This is a genomic window from Staphylococcus coagulans, assembly GCF_002901995.1.
GTDB lineage: Bacteria > Bacillota > Bacilli > Staphylococcales > Staphylococcaceae > Staphylococcus > Staphylococcus coagulans.
The window spans coordinates 1-16629 of the sequence record NZ_PPQN01000016.1; the positions used below are offsets into that span (position 1 = coordinate 1).

At 35.3% G+C, this 16629-nt stretch carries 18 protein-coding genes; 13 read left to right on the forward strand and 5 right to left on the reverse strand.

Going from position 1 to position 16629, the window contains the following annotated elements; all coding sequences use genetic code 11:
• Positions 1-12 precede the first annotated feature (12 nt).
• From cidR to CD118_RS04475, 9 genes are all read left to right on the forward strand, one after another.
• The gene (gene cidR, locus CD118_RS04440) at positions 13-942 is read left to right on the forward strand and encodes a cidABC operon transcriptional activator CidR (protein ID WP_060829400.1); all 930 of its coding nucleotides are present in this window, start codon (positions 13-15) and stop codon (positions 940-942) included.
• Between the two features lie 78 nt (positions 943-1020).
• A complete protein-coding gene (locus CD118_RS04445; protein ID WP_103356312.1) occupies positions 1021-1413 on the forward strand; it encodes a CidA/LrgA family protein in 393 nt (130 codons plus the stop codon).
• Positions 1410-2096, forward strand: a complete 687-nt coding sequence (locus tag CD118_RS04450; protein ID WP_060829401.1) for an LrgB family protein — start codon at positions 1410-1412, stop codon at positions 2094-2096. Before CD118_RS04445 ends, CD118_RS04450 begins: the two co-directional genes overlap by 4 nt.
• Before the next feature lie 122 nt (positions 2097-2218).
• Positions 2219-2392, forward strand: coding sequence for a hypothetical protein (locus tag CD118_RS11965; RefSeq protein WP_016426109.1), 174 nt, complete (start codon positions 2219-2221; stop codon positions 2390-2392).
• A 413-nt stretch (positions 2393-2805) separates the two neighbouring features.
• Complete coding sequence (locus CD118_RS04455) at positions 2806-3774, forward strand: ABC transporter permease (protein ID WP_050329942.1); 969 nt, start codon at positions 2806-2808, stop codon at positions 3772-3774.
• On the forward strand, positions 3764-4723 hold the full coding sequence (locus CD118_RS04460; protein ID WP_050345177.1) for an iron chelate uptake ABC transporter family permease subunit: 960 nt from the start codon (positions 3764-3766) through the stop codon (positions 4721-4723). Before CD118_RS04455 ends, CD118_RS04460 begins: the two co-directional genes overlap by 11 nt.
• The gene (locus CD118_RS04465) at positions 4720-5481 is read left to right on the forward strand and encodes an iron ABC transporter ATP-binding protein (RefSeq protein ID WP_060829403.1); all 762 of its coding nucleotides are present in this window, start codon (positions 4720-4722) and stop codon (positions 5479-5481) included. The genes CD118_RS04460 and CD118_RS04465 overlap by 4 nt, the downstream gene beginning before the upstream one ends.
• A 57-nt stretch (positions 5482-5538) precedes the next feature.
• Positions 5539-6573: a ferrated catecholamine ABC transporter substrate-binding lipoprotein SstD gene (locus CD118_RS04470; RefSeq protein ID WP_060829404.1), complete on the forward strand. Its 1035-nt coding sequence runs from the start codon at positions 5539-5541 to the stop codon at positions 6571-6573.
• A 235-nt stretch (positions 6574-6808) separates the two neighbouring features.
• A complete protein-coding gene (locus CD118_RS04475) occupies positions 6809-7690 on the forward strand; it encodes a hypothetical protein (protein ID WP_171839457.1) in 882 nt (293 codons plus the stop codon).
• A gap of 89 nt (positions 7691-7779) precedes the next feature.
• On the opposite strand, the gene CD118_RS04480 is transcribed toward CD118_RS04475, so the two are convergent.
• On the reverse strand, positions 7780-8229 hold the full coding sequence (locus tag CD118_RS04480) for a MarR family winged helix-turn-helix transcriptional regulator (protein ID WP_060829405.1): 450 nt from the start codon (positions 8227-8229) through the stop codon (positions 7780-7782).
• 135 nt (positions 8230-8364) lie between these two features.
• On the opposite strand from CD118_RS04480, the gene CD118_RS04485 reads away from it, so the two are divergent.
• Positions 8365-8994 (forward strand): nitroreductase family protein, encoded by a 630-nt coding sequence (locus CD118_RS04485; RefSeq protein WP_016426117.1) that lies wholly within the window; start codon positions 8365-8367, stop codon positions 8992-8994.
• A gap of 323 nt (positions 8995-9317) precedes the next feature.
• The gene (locus tag CD118_RS04490) at positions 9318-10061 is read left to right on the forward strand and encodes a GTP pyrophosphokinase (RefSeq protein ID WP_103356313.1); all 744 of its coding nucleotides are present in this window, start codon (positions 9318-9320) and stop codon (positions 10059-10061) included.
• Between the two features lie 116 nt (positions 10062-10177).
• On the opposite strand, the gene CD118_RS04495 is transcribed toward CD118_RS04490, so the two are convergent.
• The 3 genes from CD118_RS04495 to CD118_RS04505 form a co-directional block, all read right to left on the reverse strand.
• On the reverse strand, positions 10178-10735 hold the full coding sequence (locus CD118_RS04495; protein ID WP_060829406.1) for a M23 family metallopeptidase: 558 nt from the start codon (positions 10733-10735) through the stop codon (positions 10178-10180).
• Positions 10736-11052: 317 nt separating this feature from the next.
• On the reverse strand, positions 11053-11853 hold the full coding sequence (locus tag CD118_RS04500; RefSeq protein WP_425353201.1) for a CHAP domain-containing protein: 801 nt from the start codon (positions 11851-11853) through the stop codon (positions 11053-11055).
• Positions 11854-12491: 638 nt separating this feature from the next.
• A complete protein-coding gene (locus tag CD118_RS04505; protein ID WP_103356315.1) occupies positions 12492-13205 on the reverse strand; it encodes a lysozyme family protein in 714 nt (237 codons plus the stop codon).
• A gap of 427 nt (positions 13206-13632) precedes the next feature.
• On the opposite strand from CD118_RS04505, the gene CD118_RS04510 reads away from it, so the two are divergent.
• On the forward strand, positions 13633-15051 hold the full coding sequence (locus CD118_RS04510; protein WP_169925588.1) for a phosphate--AMP phosphotransferase: 1419 nt from the start codon (positions 13633-13635) through the stop codon (positions 15049-15051).
• An 87-nt stretch (positions 15052-15138) separates the two neighbouring features.
• Complete coding sequence (locus tag CD118_RS04515) at positions 15139-16014, forward strand: alpha/beta hydrolase (protein WP_050345184.1); 876 nt, start codon at positions 15139-15141, stop codon at positions 16012-16014.
• Between the two features lie 191 nt (positions 16015-16205).
• Here CD118_RS04515 and CD118_RS04520 read toward each other — a convergent pair whose 3' ends face one another.
• Positions 16206-16412, reverse strand: a complete 207-nt coding sequence (locus CD118_RS04520; RefSeq protein ID WP_050329956.1) for a hypothetical protein — start codon at positions 16410-16412, stop codon at positions 16206-16208.
• Positions 16413-16629: the final 217 nt, after the last annotated feature.

Sequence of the window (16629 nt, forward strand, 5' to 3'; positions counted from 1 at the left end):
GAGGGTTATCGTTTGGATATCAAACAAATGAAATACTTTGTAGAAGTTGTACGTCAAGAAGGGATGACACGTGCAGCGGAAACATTGTATATTGCACAGCCAACAATTAGTAAGGCAATCAAAGAGCTAGAATTAGAATTAGGAGAGCCATTATTTGATCGTTCGAAGCGGCAACTGAACTTAACGGATGTGGGTGAAGTTTTCTTTAATAAAGCGTGTGAAATATTAAATTTATATGATAGCTTACCTTTTGAAATCAGTAGTTTACTCGGAATAGAGAAAGGTTATGTTTCCATTGGATTATCTGCCATTATGGATATGGAAAGATTTGGACAAGTGTTGGGAGAATTTCATCAAAAGTATCCGGATGTCGTTTTTAATCTGAATGAGAACGGCGGGAAAACGATTGAAGCTCAAGTGAGAAACAATGATATCCATTTAGGGTTAACGTCATTACCAGTAAATAACCAAGAATTCGATTCATTCCCACTCTATTCAGAGCGCTTTGAAGTGGTGATGCATCATCTCCATCCGTTAGCACACCAACAAAGTGTGACAATTTCTGATTTAAAAGACGAAGATTTTGTGATGTTTAACGAGGATTTTTATTTGAATGATAAAATCATTGCGGTAACACGCCAAGCGGGGTTTGTTCCGCATATTGTTTCTAAAATTTCGCAATGGCGTTTTATTGAGCATTTAATCACTGCCAAGATGGGGATTAGTATTTTGCCTGAGAACATCGTGCGTATCATTGCTCAAAATCCAGAAATCAGAGTCTTACAACTGAGTGATGTCACGTTAGATTGGGAGATGGGTGTGATATGGAAAAAAGATGTGCATCTTAACCATGCTACAAAAACTTTTTTGGACTACCTAAATATCCATCTGCCATTGGCACAACAAGGAGATAGCGTTATCATAGACAAAAGTAATGATTGATATGAAAAACCAATATTTTTCTTATGTATCATCACCCTTTACAATAGAATCATTCGAATGAAGAGAAGGGTGGATGAAATGATTAAGTTGAAAAAGTGTTTTAAAGTGTTATCACAATTACTCATCATATACGGCATTACATTATTAGGTAACGGGATTCAACAATTATTTCACATCCCACTTGCAGGAAGTATTGTTGGATTAATCCTATTTTTTATTTTACTGCAGTTCAAAATCGTGAAAGTAGAATGGATTAAAGAGGGCGCAAATTTTCTACTCGCTACGATGGTGTTTTTCTTCATTCCTTCTGTGATAGGCGTGATGGATGTGGTTTCTGAATTAAATTTAAACTTCGTTGTCTTTTTCTCGCTTGTTGTTTTTGGGACTGTACTTGTCGCTTATAGTTCAGGTTTAGTTGCTGAAAAAATGACAACAGGACGTGTATTTCGCAAAGGGCATGAGCAATCATGATGTTTTTACAGGGCGTTGCAATGATTGCGTTGACAGTCGTGATGTATATACTGTCTAGAAAATTATATACAAAGTTTAAATTTCCTATTCTTAACCCTGTTTTAATCACATCTATAAGTGTCATTATTATATTACTCTTATTTCGTCTCGATTATCACAGTTATATGGTTGGGGGACAATGGATTAATCAATTACTCGGATCTACCGTCGTTTGTTTGGCTTTTCCATTGTACTTAAATCGTCACAAGATTTTAAAATACTTCAAAACAATCTTCGTGAGTGTGTTAACTGCGGTCACTTTAAACTTTTCCCTAATTTATTTTACTTTAAAGTTACTCGGTTACGGTCGCGAAGATATCGTGACTTTGTTACCTCGGTCGATTACAGCCGCGGTCGGAGTGCAAGTGTCACATCAGCTCGGCGGCGAAGATACAGTGACAATTATGTTTATTATTGCTACTGGTCTCGTCGGAAGTATGATAGGTGCAACACTTGTGCGCATGACGAATTTTCAAACTTCTATCGCACGTGGGATGACATTTGGTAATGCTTCTCATGCATTTGGTACTGCACGTGCTTTAGAGATGGACTTAGAGTCAGGCGCATTTAGCTCAATCGGCATGATTTTATCTGCCGTTTTAAGTTCCGTTATGCTTCCAATCTTATTGATGTTGTTCTATTAATGAATAAAGAATCGTCATGGCTACCCCTACACGCCATGACGATTTTTTTAATTTTATATTGATAAATATGATAATATAATATTATTCACGAGATGACATTGGAGGTGCAGGAAGTGAACACCATGTTCTTTATAGTGATTTTATCGATTTTAACGGTGATAGCTTGGGTCATTACCATTCGTGCGTTTAAACGTACAGCAAAACCTGGTAAAATCAGTCCGAATAATTGGGCGGTGATTACAGCCGTTATTACAACGCTGACAATTATGTTAATGTTTATTTATAGCTTGATGTAGACTCGCATTAAGGATGTATCATCATGACAACTGACAATGACGTTTTGAGTAGGTTGCTCAAACATTTGGAGTTCTTTTGAGCTGTATTTTAAGATGGACATTGCATCACGCAGTCAAACCGCGTTTCTATGTTCACTGCTGACAATTATCATATGCAGATTTCAATTTCCACATCATTTGCAATAAAACTGTATTCTTAAATGCAGTGTGCGCGAAATGATGTGGCTTTTTTATTTTGATGTTCACATTGTGATGAACGTTGATAAGCATTTAACAATTATTTTTAAATGAGAACTGGATTTAAGCTTAATTGAAAATTTAAATTTAATATTGTGTAAAAGTTGGCTTAATGCTAAAATTTTAATGATAATGAAAATCATTATCAATATTTTGCTTTTTAAGGAGCCAGAATAATGCGCGTGATAATGAATGTTTATGTGTTGTTCTTGATCCTAAGTGTGCTCACTGTCTGCTCTTTATTTATAGGTGTGAGTCGTGTCCCTATCACTGAGCTATTTCAATTTAATGCGCATCAACTGAATATTTTATGGGCAAGTCGAATACCAAGAACAGTAAGTATATTAATTTCTGGGAGTGCTCTAGCACTTGCTGGCCTTATTATGCAACAAATGATGCAAAACAAATTTGTGAGTCCAACGACTGCAGGGACGATGGAATGGGCAAAATTAGGCATTTTAATATCACTTATCTTTTTCCCAAAACAACATATCCTTTTAAAATTGGTTTTCGCCGTTTTATGCAGCTTATTTGGAACATTTATGTTTGTTCAAATTGTGCAACGGATTAAGTTCAAAGATGTGATCTTTGTACCGCTCATCGGCATCATGCTTGGTGGGATTGTCTCTAGTTTTGCGACCTTTATTGCACTAAGAACAAACGCTGTTCAGAGTATTGGCAATTGGCTAAATGGTAATTTCGCGATAATTACGAGCGGGCGCTATGAAGTTTTGTATTTGAGTATACCGCTACTCATTGTTACATATATTTTTGCAAATCAATTTACGATTGCTGGAATGGGACGTGATTTCAGTAAAAATCTTGGCTTAAATTATGAATGGATTATGAATATAGGCTTGTTTATTACTGCCACGATGACTGCGCTTGTTGTAGTTACTGTTGGGACGTTACCTTTCTTAGGGTTAATTGTACCGAATATTGTTTCAATTTTTAAAGGTGATCATTTAAAAAATGCGTTGCCACAAACAGCGCTTCTTGGCGCGATTTTTGTGATGATTTCTGACATTTTTGGGCGTCTTATCGTTTATCCATACGAAATCAATATTGGATTAACGATTGGTATTTTTGGCACATTTGTTTTTATTGTGATGTTAATGAAAGGACGTCGACATTATGAACAATAAACCTTTGAGAACACTTATCTTTCTAATGATAGGTACAGTGATTACAGCTTTGATGTATTTATTGATCGGAATTGATTTCGAAATATTTGCATACCAAATTTCAAGTCGACTTAGAAAGTTTTTCTTAATTTTATTAGTTGGCGCTGCGATATCCGCATCGACAGTTGTTTTTCAGTCGATTACCGTCAATCGACTATTAACCCCGTCCATTATGGGATTAGATGCTGTCTACTTGTTTAGTAAAGTATTGATATTATTTGTATTTGGGGTGAATTCAGTCTTAGTTCATTCTTTTTATTTAAATTTTTCAATATCGCTTATTGCTATGGTCATATTTGCATTGCTTTTATTTGAAGTCATTTTCAAATTCGGTCAGTTTTCTGTCTATTTTATTTTACTGATTGGTGTTATTCTAGGGACATTTTTTAGAAGTATCACCGGTTTTCTTGAGCTCTTAATTAACCCAGAAGATTTCTTAGCCGTGCAAAGTGCTATGTTTGCAAATTTTGATGCATCTCAAACACCGCTTGTAATGATTTGTGCGGTTGTGTTACTTGTATTGCTTGGTATTACAGTGGCAATTATTCCTTATTTAGACGTTCTCTTATTAGGGAGAGCCCAAGCGATTAATTTAGGTGTGAATTACAATGTGGTCACACGCTTACTGTTAATTCTTGTCGCACTATTAGTCGCTATTGCAACAGCTTTAGTGGGGCCGATTACCTTTTTAGGTCTTTTAACAATTAACTTAGCCCATGAGTTAATGAAAACATTTGAGCATCGCTATATATTACCTGCAACAATTTGTATCAGTTGGATCAGTTTATTTTTAGCACAGTGGATTGTGGAACACTTATTCGAAGCAACAACACAAGTGAGTATACTGATTAATTTAATTGGTGGTATTTACTTTATTTACTTATTAATGAGAAGGAGGACAGCGGCATGATTTGTATTCGAGGATTAAACCAATCTATCGATGGTAAAGAGATACTCAAAGATATTGATGTTGATATTGAAAAAGGAAAATTAACATCTTTGATTGGTCCGAACGGGGCTGGAAAGAGTACATTACTTTCAGCAATGAGTCGTTTGAGTTCATTTGATTCTGGATCTATTGAAATCGAGGGACAAGCAATTGAAACGTATCAAAGTCAGACACTTGCGCAACGTTTATCCATCCTGAAACAAACCAATCATACGGAGTTAAATATTACCGTTGAACAGCTCGTTAATTTTGGTCGCTTTCCTTATTCGAAGGGCTATTTAAAGAAAGAGGATAAAGAAAAAGTTAATGAAGCACTCTCATTATTAAAGTTGGAAGAAATTCGACATCGTTATCTTAAAACGTTATCCGGAGGTCAGCGTCAACGTGCTTATATTGCGATGACGATTGCGCAAGATACGGATTACATTTTATTAGATGAGCCTTTAAATAATTTGGATATGAAGCATTCTGTCCAAATTATGCAGACGTTACGTGAACTGGCTGCTTTTCACAATAAGACCATTGTGGTTGTATTACATGATATTAATTTTGCTTCTGTATATTCAGATCGTATTGTCGCTCTGAAGGGGGGGAAATTGGTCAAAGCAGCACCTAAACGCGAAGTCATTCATACAGCTGTATTAAAAGAACTTTATGAAATGGATGTCAAAATAGAAGAAATTCGTGGTCAACAGATTTGTATTTATTTTGATGAATAATGATGTATATCATTAAAAGCAACACGATTAAATAGCTTAAGTATGTGGAGGAAAACAATGAAAAAACTAGGTCTATTATTAATGATGACACTCATGGTGATTTTAGTCGCATGTGGTAATCAAAACAATGATAAAAAAGAAGAAACGAAAGAAACAGATAGCAAAAAAGCGGTTGAAATTAAAAATGATTTCACTTTAAGAGGGGAAGCTAAAGATGGCAGCGAAGACAAATCATATCAAGATACAGTGAAATTAGATAAAGATCCTGAAAAAGCAGTCGTTTTTGATTATGGTACGGTCGATACGATGAAAGCCCTTGGATTAGAAGATAAGATTGTCGCGTTACCAAAAGGTGAAGGCAATGCATCACTTCCAGATTTCTTAGATGAGTTTAAAGATGACCGCTATGCGAATACAGGAAGTTTGAAAGAAATTAATTTTGATGTTGTCGCAAAAGCAAAACCAGATGTTATTTATTTATCACCAAGAACAGCGTCACAGAAAAATATTGATGAATTAAAAAAAGCAGCCCCTAATGCAAAATTAATTTATATGGGTGCTAATGATAAAAATTATGTATCTTCTATGAAAACAAACACTGAAAATTTAGGTAAGATTTATGGTCAATCAGATAAAGCGAATCAACTTGTTAAAGATTTAGAACAAAAGATTGATGAAATGAAAGCAAAAACGAAAGACATTGATGAAAAAGCAATGTATTTACTTGTTAATGAAGGTGAATTATCAACATTTGGCGCTGGTGACCGTTTTGGTAATTTAGTTTATGATACATTAGGATTTAAACCTGCTGATCACAATATTAAGAGTAGTAGACATGGTCAGAATGTGACAAACGAATATGTCAGTGAGAAAAATCCTGGTATTATTTTTGCGATGGATCGTGGTCAAGCGATAGGTGAACAATCTTCAGCTAAACAGGTGCTTAGCAATGATGTGCTTAAAAACGTAAAAGCAATCAAAGATAAAAAAGTTGTCGAAGTAGATCCAAAATTATGGTATTTTGCATCTGGTTCAACGACTACGACAATTAAACAAATTGATGAATTGGAAAAAGGGCTTAACTTAAAATAAGATTCTAAGCTTTTAGTGATTCTATGTTATAGATAGGGTTGGAGCGATACGGTTCCAACCCTATCTCTATACAGAGCGTCGAAAGGTTAGTTTGTAAGAAGTAAGTTACCATAGTAGAACACGTTGATGATAAGTAATATGGAGATCAAGTATCGCTATGGCGCTTATTCGATTCATTATCGATTAAAAAATTGGTATAATACGTTTAAATTGAAAAAACGAAAGAGTGAGTAGGATGGTCAATACTTTAGTCATCACAGACGGTCAACCTTACACCCATGAATATGTAAATATGATGCGGGAGCAAGGTCATAAAGTTTATGTACAAGTGTCACCTACTATGGCACAAACGACGAATGGGCGAACACGCCATATTGATTTATTTAACAAAGCAGCTGTTGGAAAGGCGCTAGAAGATATTGCTTTTGTCGTTATCATTGGAGACCCACATTATTCTAACAACGCCTTGACACAAGGACGGGTTATCAATTTGGAACGACTCATCTATGATAATTTAGCAACCGCTATGCATCAAGCGGGCGTCCAAAAATGTTTAGCAATTCAAGCACAACTCAATCCTATACTTGAACAAACATTGGCAGCTTTTAATATTGATGTGATTCATCAAAAAATAAAAGTGAGACATTTAAAATGGGGAAAACGTGCACTTTACCAACTGAGTAAAGAAACACAAACTGTACGTTCTATACAGGCCCTTGAAATTCCTGAAAATGTGTCCATGGATGGTGTTACGTCTATGTATGGTCGCTTTCTTAAGACATTGAATGGCCGATTGATTAATGGTGTCTATGATGGAACACGTTTTACAATTATTTTAATGCCATTCAAGTTACCCCTTATTCAAATGTATCACGACACCACAAGTGATCCTGTTAAAAGCGTGGTACTCAATATTACAGGGGGATTGCTTGTTAAAAGAAGCGGTCGGATCCCAAGGTTAGAGTTTAGACGTTTAGAAGGGGCAACAACGACTTGCTTAATCGCTTTGCATGATTTTGTGCCGAGATTACCTTGGCCGATTTATCGTTTAACACAGGCGCCATTGCATGTTGGCGTTTCATATTTATTTTATAAGTATTGGAATAGCTTTAAATAGAGAAGAAACTCTAAGTTGCTAAAAAGAAAAACTCACCTAGTCAACGTGACAAGGTGAGTTGAAGTGTATCAACGACCTATTTTGGTGTTTTACAGTGCGGTTGGATTTGAAGGAAAGTTATTATCTAGAAAACGTTGTAAAATACCAACCATATCTGCCAAATCATTGCCTTCAAATTTAAGTGAAGCACAGGCATCAACAGTGACGTTTCTTAATTGTTGCTTCAGTTGACGCCCTTCATCGGTCAATGAAATATTAAGGTTACGTTCGTCTTCAGGGTTTCTAATTTTTTCAACAAATCCTTGCGCAACCAACTTTTTAATAAGTGGTGTGAGTGTACCTGAATTTAAATAAATTCGGTCACCTAAACGTTTAATATTGATCACTTCATCATCTTCTATTGAAATCAATGTAATATAACCTGTATATGTGAGATTATAATTTTTTAAATGCGTGCTATACTTTTTAATGACTTCTTTGGAAGCGACATAAAATAAAAAGCATAATTCTTTATTTAAATTTTTATCTTGATTTGTCATTTTCAGACCCCCAGTATATAGAAGTGATTATTTCTATTATAACACTTTTCTCTTGATTCAAAAGAAGGTATAAAATATAATCAAATAGCACTTGATTAAATGGATTATTATAAAAATAAAAGAAAGGTGATACTTATGGCACTTAATCAAAACTTTGAGGAAATAATGACAGGAAGACGTTCGGTAAAATTATTTGACGAATCTGTTAAAATTCCACGTTCAGAAATGAATGAGATGATTAGAAAAGCGACGTTAGCACCTTCATCAATTAACATGCAACCATGGCGCTTTGTAGTAGTTGATACAGAAGAAGGTAAAGATACATTACGTCCACTTGTTCAATTTAATACACGTCAAAACGATTCATCTGCAGCGATGATTGTTATTTTCGGTGATATGTTAAATTATGAATATGCAGAAGAAATCTATGGTTCTGCAGTTGAACAAGGCTTTATGCCAGAAGATGTTAAAGTTGACCTTGTTAAACGTTTTGTAGGTATGTATGAAGGTCTTGATCAACAATCAATGAATGACATCGTTAAAGTGGACAGCAGTTTAGCTGCGATGCAGTTAATGTTAGTTGCACGTGAACATGGTTATGATACGAACCCAATTGGTGGCTTTGAAAGAGAAAAAATTGCTGAAGGTTTAGGATTAGATCCTCAACGTTATGTACCTGTTATGATCGTAGCAATTGGTAAAGCAGCGCAAGAAGGTCGTCCAAGTGCACGTTTAGATGTAGACAGAATCGTTCAATATCGTTAAACCTAAAGAGACATTGCTATTCGCTGTGTAAAGAGTGGCTTCATTGCGAATATGTTCTCCATCCCCAAGGCTAAAATGAACGTAACTTTCATTTTCTTAAATGAGATCATTTGCCACATAATTAAAGTGATAGTGACTGATGAACAAATTGATGGTGATAGACCAGATTTGCATCTGTTGCTATCACTTTTTTTGCAATTTTTAGCTAAAAATTTGATAATACAATCATAAGTAGTAAAGTGGTAAGTAGTGAGAACATCGATGACATGGGAGTAAAGACAAAAAATGATAAAACGCGTATCCAATCAATATGGGGTGAGAACATGTTTGTAGAAAAAAACGCGCCAATCAATGTTCAAAGTTTGAAGCATGAATTTGCAAGCTATCGAGTTGAGGATTTAAAGCATTTGGACCAACCTGAGGAAATTATCGCATTTGTAGCACTCGAACATTCGTATCGTGCAGCTTTAGAAGAGATTAGCACAAAATTGAGGATACTAGACGAGGATTTCCAAGTCAAAAATGCACATAATCCAATTCATCATATGGAGCGACGAGTGAAAAAGATACCAAGTTTACTCCAAAAACTTAAAAGAAAAGGCATCGAAATTACCGCGAAAGCTGCACAAACACATATTATGGATATTGCAGGAATTCGAGTCGTCTGTAATTATATCGATGACATTTATACTGTGGAGCAACTATTGTTAAAACAAGCAGACATTAAATTGTTGAAGCGTAAAGATTACATCGAAGTGCCTAAGCAAAACGGCTATAAAAGTTTACACATTGTTGTTTCAGTCCCTATATTTTTGACAGATGGGACTGTTGAGACACCCGTTGAAATCCAATTACGTACAATCGGGATGGATATGTGGGCAAGTTTAGAACATAAATTGCATTATAAAAATACAAATGGCAATACAGACGTTTATCGTCATACATTGAAAGAATGTGCGCTTGAAATTGCAAATGTTGAACGCAAAATGCAACGTATTCATCTCAATATTCAACAAGATGATGTGAGCAATCAAAATACAACGCATCATCCCTATTTGGAAGAATAACCTGATGTCATTAATAAGCATGCATACAACGTATATGAAACGTTGGTATAAATAAAACGCTATGTCGAAAGGACATATTAAGAAATCGAACGGTGCATTGATTTCTCAATATGTCCTTATTCAATGCGATAAAGGCTACGTTGTTGATGTGGCAATTGATTAATAAAAGGTTCAGGATCTTCGGCAAAACGATTACCAATACCGCCTTTCATACGTTGGAAATGGAGGTGAGGGCCTGTTGTTTGTTCCCCCGTATTACCAGATTGTGCGATGACTTCTCCAGGAGAGACAGTATCACCCACTTTAACTTTATATCGGTTTAAATGCATAAACCATTGATAATGTGTGCCGTTAGCTTCGCGAATCTCTAAAACATTGCCACCTAATTTATTTTTAAATGTACGTGTCACAGTACCGTGTGTTGGTGCAAGAATTTTCGTGTTTTCAGGTAATGCGTAATCGATACCATAATGACGTGAATCACCATTAAATGATAAACCATGGTTATACTTTCCAAATCCATGTGTTTTTCGATCGGGATGTACATACTTTTCATATTGAGCCGTATACCAATGTGTGAGCTGTGACTTGAGCGTGTGGTCATTCCGAAGCGCAGTAAAAGCCACCCCTAGCGTGGTCATACAAAAAAGTATAAAAAATAAGGAACGTTTCATATATCCTCCTTATATCAATAAGTAATATTATTTTATAAGGCATATGTATTCAGCACAATGATTTTGTTTCAAAATAGCACGTAGCTAATTATATGGAAGGAAATGATTCATATATCATAGCTTTGTGCACGAAAGCATGAACAGCTTGCTTAGGGGCTAAAATCTCAACTCAATTTGGCTTAATTGAAGAGGAAACGAAGTCATATCATAGCAGTTTTATTATAAAAAGAAGCGCTAAGACGATTTTCTGTTAAGAATCATCTTAGCGCTTCTTATTTTAGTATTGATGTCCCGATCTATTATATATTAACTAGCGATTAGTGAATAAAGTTATAACCTGCAGCTTGGCTTGCAGAGATCGTACGTGAAGTGACAACGCCAGCACCGTGGCCATAGTTCATTTCAGACACTGTTACTGAACCATTTGAACCGACACTTTCAACGTAAGCAACGTGTCCATATGCCCCAGCAGACGTTTGCATGATTGCACCTGCAGTTGGTTTGTTGTTTACTGTGTATCCAGCTGAACGCGCTGCGTTTGCCCAGTTATTCGCATTGCCCCAAGTTGAACCAATTTTACCGCCTGCACGTTCAAATGCATAGTAAGTACATTGACCAGAAGTATATAAGTTTGAGCCAGATGCAGTTGTTGCGATAGAACGTCCACTTGTAGTTAATGTACCTTGATTATAAGTAGGTGCTTCAGTAGCCATTGTTGTTGCTGTTTGTTGTGTTTGGTAGTTAACTTGGCTTGTTGTTGTAGTAGGTACTGTTACGTTTGATGTTGATTGTGCATTGTATGCACTGTATTGATAGTTTGTATTTGTATTATTATTTGTATTGACTATAGGTGTTTCAACTGAAGTGTAGTCATAGTGATAAGTGTAGTTTTGGTTGTTAGTTTGGTAGTAGTAATAATCAACTGTTCCATCACCATTTTCTGTATAAAAAACATAATCTTGGTTGTTAAACATTGATGGATCCCAGTTTCCGTCTAATGTATGGTGTTTGTTACCATTTACGTCTGTTGTTACGAAGTCTTGAGTTGCTTCTGAATATGTTGTCGTGTAGTGCGATGCTTCATTAAGTTCTGCTGCTTGGGCGTCATTAGAAGCCATGTAGCCAACTCCAACTAAGCTCAAGGTAGCGATCGTAGCAGTAGTTAATTTTTTCATAATTAAAAAGTCTTCCTCTCTGAATTCGTTTTGTTACTGAAAGCATCATAGCACACTCATATGATGGAATAAACCATTGTAAACAATTTTAAGTGTGAATGTAACATAAATGAAACAAAAGATAAAATGACGTCTTATTTTACATTAGTGTGTAATTCATATTTTATAAAACGGAACAATGGAAAATTTTGACTTTAATCAAAAATCGAAAAGTGATAAATGGGATCAAATACTGCCAAAATAGCTTCTTATTTCTTTTAACCTGCTACTTAAAACAAAAAATATAATCATTTTTTATACAACGAAAAGAGAGAGGTTATTGAAATTGAAGTTAGAAGCAGTATGAATTTCACATAAAGCATAAAAAATTGAGTTCAGTGACACGTACTAAAAAGGTTATATGAACTTCAACAAGTTGGCACATTCTTTGTAAATGAAAATGGGGGTGAGAGGGAATAGGAATTAGAGTTATAAATAAAGCTTTAAAATAGTAGGGATAGTGTCACTCGATTGAAAAATAACATTAAACATAAAAAAGGATTCCAATTTTGGAATCCTTTTTTATAATATATTGGGTTAAATTACATTCCCCAAGCACTTAAGCCTTGTGCTTTGTATGCTTTTGTAGCAGCGTCCACTTGTTGATCGAAAGTATTTGTTGGTCCCCAACCTGGCATAGTTTGGAATAAACCTGACGCACCTGAAGCGTTACGTGCGTTTAATTGACCATTAGATTCACGAGCGATGATGTGTTCCCAAGTTGAAGCAGAAACACCAGTACGTTGTGCTAAAATTTGTGCTGCTCTTGAACCGTGGCTACCAGCAGTGTTGCCGTTTGATAATGTTACAGAACCAGCACTGTTTGATGAAGTTGATGAAGTTTGGTATGAAGGTGCTGATTGTTTCGCTGGTGCTGAGTAATTTGATTGTTGTACATTTGAAGCTTCATTATTTCCGTGGTGTGCTGAAGCTTGTGCACTGTAGTCAGCCATTTGAGTTGGTTGTGCTACTGATGATTGTGCCATTTCTTGACCTGAACCGTAACCGTATGACCATCCGAATGTCACACCGTCAGACCAGAAGTGGAAGTTTACGCCATTTACAGTGAAGTGGTAGTCGTACGCACCATCTTCAATTGCGTGTTCATTTAATGATTGATCGTTGTTTAATGCTAATTGAGCTAATTCTACTTTATTAATATTTTCTTCTGCGGCATTCGCGTCTGCTGAATGTAAAGCAACACCTGTAGTTCCTAATGCTAATGCTAAAGAAGATGCAAGTAATGTTTTCTTCATAATAAAATAAGTCCTCCAGTAAAAATTATTTTTCAGATTTTCATTTTCAAAAGCTTACTAAAATTTTCAACAACCACACTCTACCAACGAAACACTTATTTGTAAATTACGTGTAAATAACAAAACATTACAATCAGTTTTCATTTTCTCTTTTTGTAATCTAACTGTCATATAAAACGTCGTACCCTGAATGGTTTAATACGTTATAAAACACTGATATGAAAGGCTTTTAGCGATGGATTTAAAAATTGTTGAAACCGTCCTTTTATTACAAATATTACAATATGAATTAAAACTGTAATGAAAAGAGGGGGTTGAAATTGAGGAAATTTGAATTGTAAAGCTAAATTTTTTTGAAGAAAGGGCGAAAAAAATCTATGATTCAGTTAAAATATTCTTATATATTAATAGAAGTGGACGAGGTGAAATAATGAAAAAACTTGAAACCCTACGACTAAAAATTGCGGAACTCACACGACAAACCCACGAGCTTGGCATCCCGATAATGATTGTTTTTGAAGGTGTAGCTGCATCAGGAAAAACACGCTTAACGAACGACTTACTACTCAACTTAGATGCTAAATATACAAAATTTATTGCGACAAAAACCCCTTCTGAATATGACTTGAGATATCCTTTCTTACAGCGATTTTGGGAAACATTGCCCGAGAAAGGTCATATCAATATCTATTTTAGAAGTTGGTATTCACATTTTGTGGATTATAAAATTCATCAAATTAAATATCCGCTTTACAAAGATGAAAAAATCCTTAAAAGTGAAATTCAAGGCTTTGAATGCATGTTACAAGACGACCATCACGAAATTATTAAATTTTTTATTCATATTAATGAAGAAAAGCGACAAAAGCATATTGCGCATATGAAATCGAATCCTTTAACACGATGGAAAGCACAAGAGTATGAGCAAATTGTTTCACCAGACGTTTATTTAGAGACATTAAAACCGATGTTAGATCAAACGTGGAAAGAAATTGATTATAGCAATAGAGAAGATGCGATTATAACAATGTATGAGCATTTGCATGAACGCTTATCTAAGGCTGTAGACAAGCATCAGAAGCGTGAAGATAAGAAAGACGGTCATTTTTCGCCTTCTTTTCACTCGCATTTATTTGGCAAACCTAAAAACAAAGTGTCAAAAGAAGCCTATCAAGATAAAATTGAAGCACTTCAATTAAGAATGCGTGAACTGCAGTTTGCATTATATGAAAGAAAAATCCCATTAATCCTGGTTTATGAAGGAATGGATGCTGCCGGAAAAGGCGGAAATATAAAACGCGTGAGAACCTATTTGGATCCAACAGGTTATGAAGTTAATGCCATTAGTGCACCGACAGATGTCGAACTCAATCATCATTATTTATGGCGATTTGCGAAAATCATGCCTAAAAGTGGGCATATCGGTATTTTTGATCGCAGTTGGTATGGTCGCGTTCTTGTTGAACGTGTTGAAGGTTTTGCATCTGAACAAGAATGGATGCGTGCTTATGATGAAATTAATGCGTTTGAAAAAATGTGGGTCAATGACGGTGCAATCATATTGAAGTTTTTCTTGTCATTAGATAAAGATGAACAATTGAAACGTTTTAAAGCGCGCGAAGAAGATGTTGATAAGCAATGGAAAATCACAGATGAAGATTGGCGCAATCGAGATAAATGGGCCGAATATGTGGAAGCAAGTCACGATATGATTGAAAAAACAAATACTGAAGCTGCACCGTGGTATGTTGTTGCTGCAGATCATAAGAAAACAGCACGAATTGAAGTTTTAAAATATATTATTCAAAAATGCGAAGAAAAACTTTGGGGCGTTCAGCAATATTAAAATCCGTCCTAAGTCTTTTGACCAAAACTTTTTTCTACTATAATATATTTATCAATAAAACAATAGACCTTAGATAGAGGAATTTTTATGTCATTGGAAAATTACAAAACGGATATTAAAGTGTTAGAAAATGCACATCAAGCACAACTTGAAATTGTAACGATGGGTGACCCGAATGCAACCCATGCGGTCGTTTTACTTCATGGTGCGATTATGAATTACAAAATCATGACACTATTTGCAGAATATCTTCAAAATGCGCAGCTCATTTTTATTAACGCACCTGGACGTGGAGAAAGTACGGGACTAGAGCGAGGTCAGTATGATCTCTCAGAATATGCAATACGGATGAACGAAGCACTTGTTGATATTGTAGAAGCAGGCCACATTGAGCAAATGTCCATTATCGGTTATTCAATGGGTGGATTAATTGCGACAAAGTTAGCAGGCTATAATACGTTACCCATCAAGCATTTAATTTATTTAAATAGTGCAGCTAAAATTGATTACAAAGAGTTACGTTTTTCTAAGTTACTGAGTGAACTCGTTAAAGATATCAAGCCGGGTGAGCAAGATAAAATGGTCAAAAGTATTCCTGAATTTATCTTGAAGCAAGGTGTTTCGAAAAAACATAATGAAGTGTTTAATTTCACCCAATATCTTGCACCAGTTGATACGATGATGACAGATTTGTTGTATACGTTGCGTGCGGATTATTTAGATGATATTGACCTTATTCAAAACATGCCAGAAGTACTGTTTTTGTTAGGTGAAGATGATGTGATTTTCCCGAACAAAGACTCGCAAACAACCTACGAAAAATTTGATGCATTAGGTGCAAAAGTTAAATCGATTGTTTATCCTGAAGTAGGGCATTTAGACTTTTTACGTGTCTTGAATCACACGCATGATCGACATCAAGGGAGCATCACTTATCATATCAACCATCTATTATCGTTATAAATTAAAGACCATTTTATTAACATTAATAGTGGTTATTACACGCGTGAACGAAATCATATCATACAAAGTTGTATCATAAAAAAGAAAGCGCTAAGACGATTTTTATTATCAATCATCTTAGCGCTATTTATTTTGAGATTAATGGCTCGGCCTCTTTTTCGCAGCATCTATTGGACGTGATTTTTAAAGGTTTAAAAGAAATCTGAAGGTAAGAATTCCTCAAAGTCAAAGTTTTGAACTTTTTGTACAGGACCACTATTTAATATTTCTTGAACAGGTTGGCTTTGGGCCAATTCATTTTTGTAGTTATCAATAGTAGAGAGATTTTCGTGATTTAGGAAATGTGCAGCAACAAGGATGGCTGCAATTGCGACTGTTGCTCGAATAATGACGCGCATGATTTTCCTCCTTCTTGTCGTGTGATACTTTCATCATACAGGATGATGCTGATGATTGACATGCGGCCTCAGCAATAACCCTGTTTACGACTTTAGCATGATATTCAACATTTTATTAAAAAGCATTTAAACGATGCAAATGATATACAATAATTACGCATTATAACCCTATTTTGATACAGCCTTATTTCTAAGAATAAAATACTTGCTTGAATGA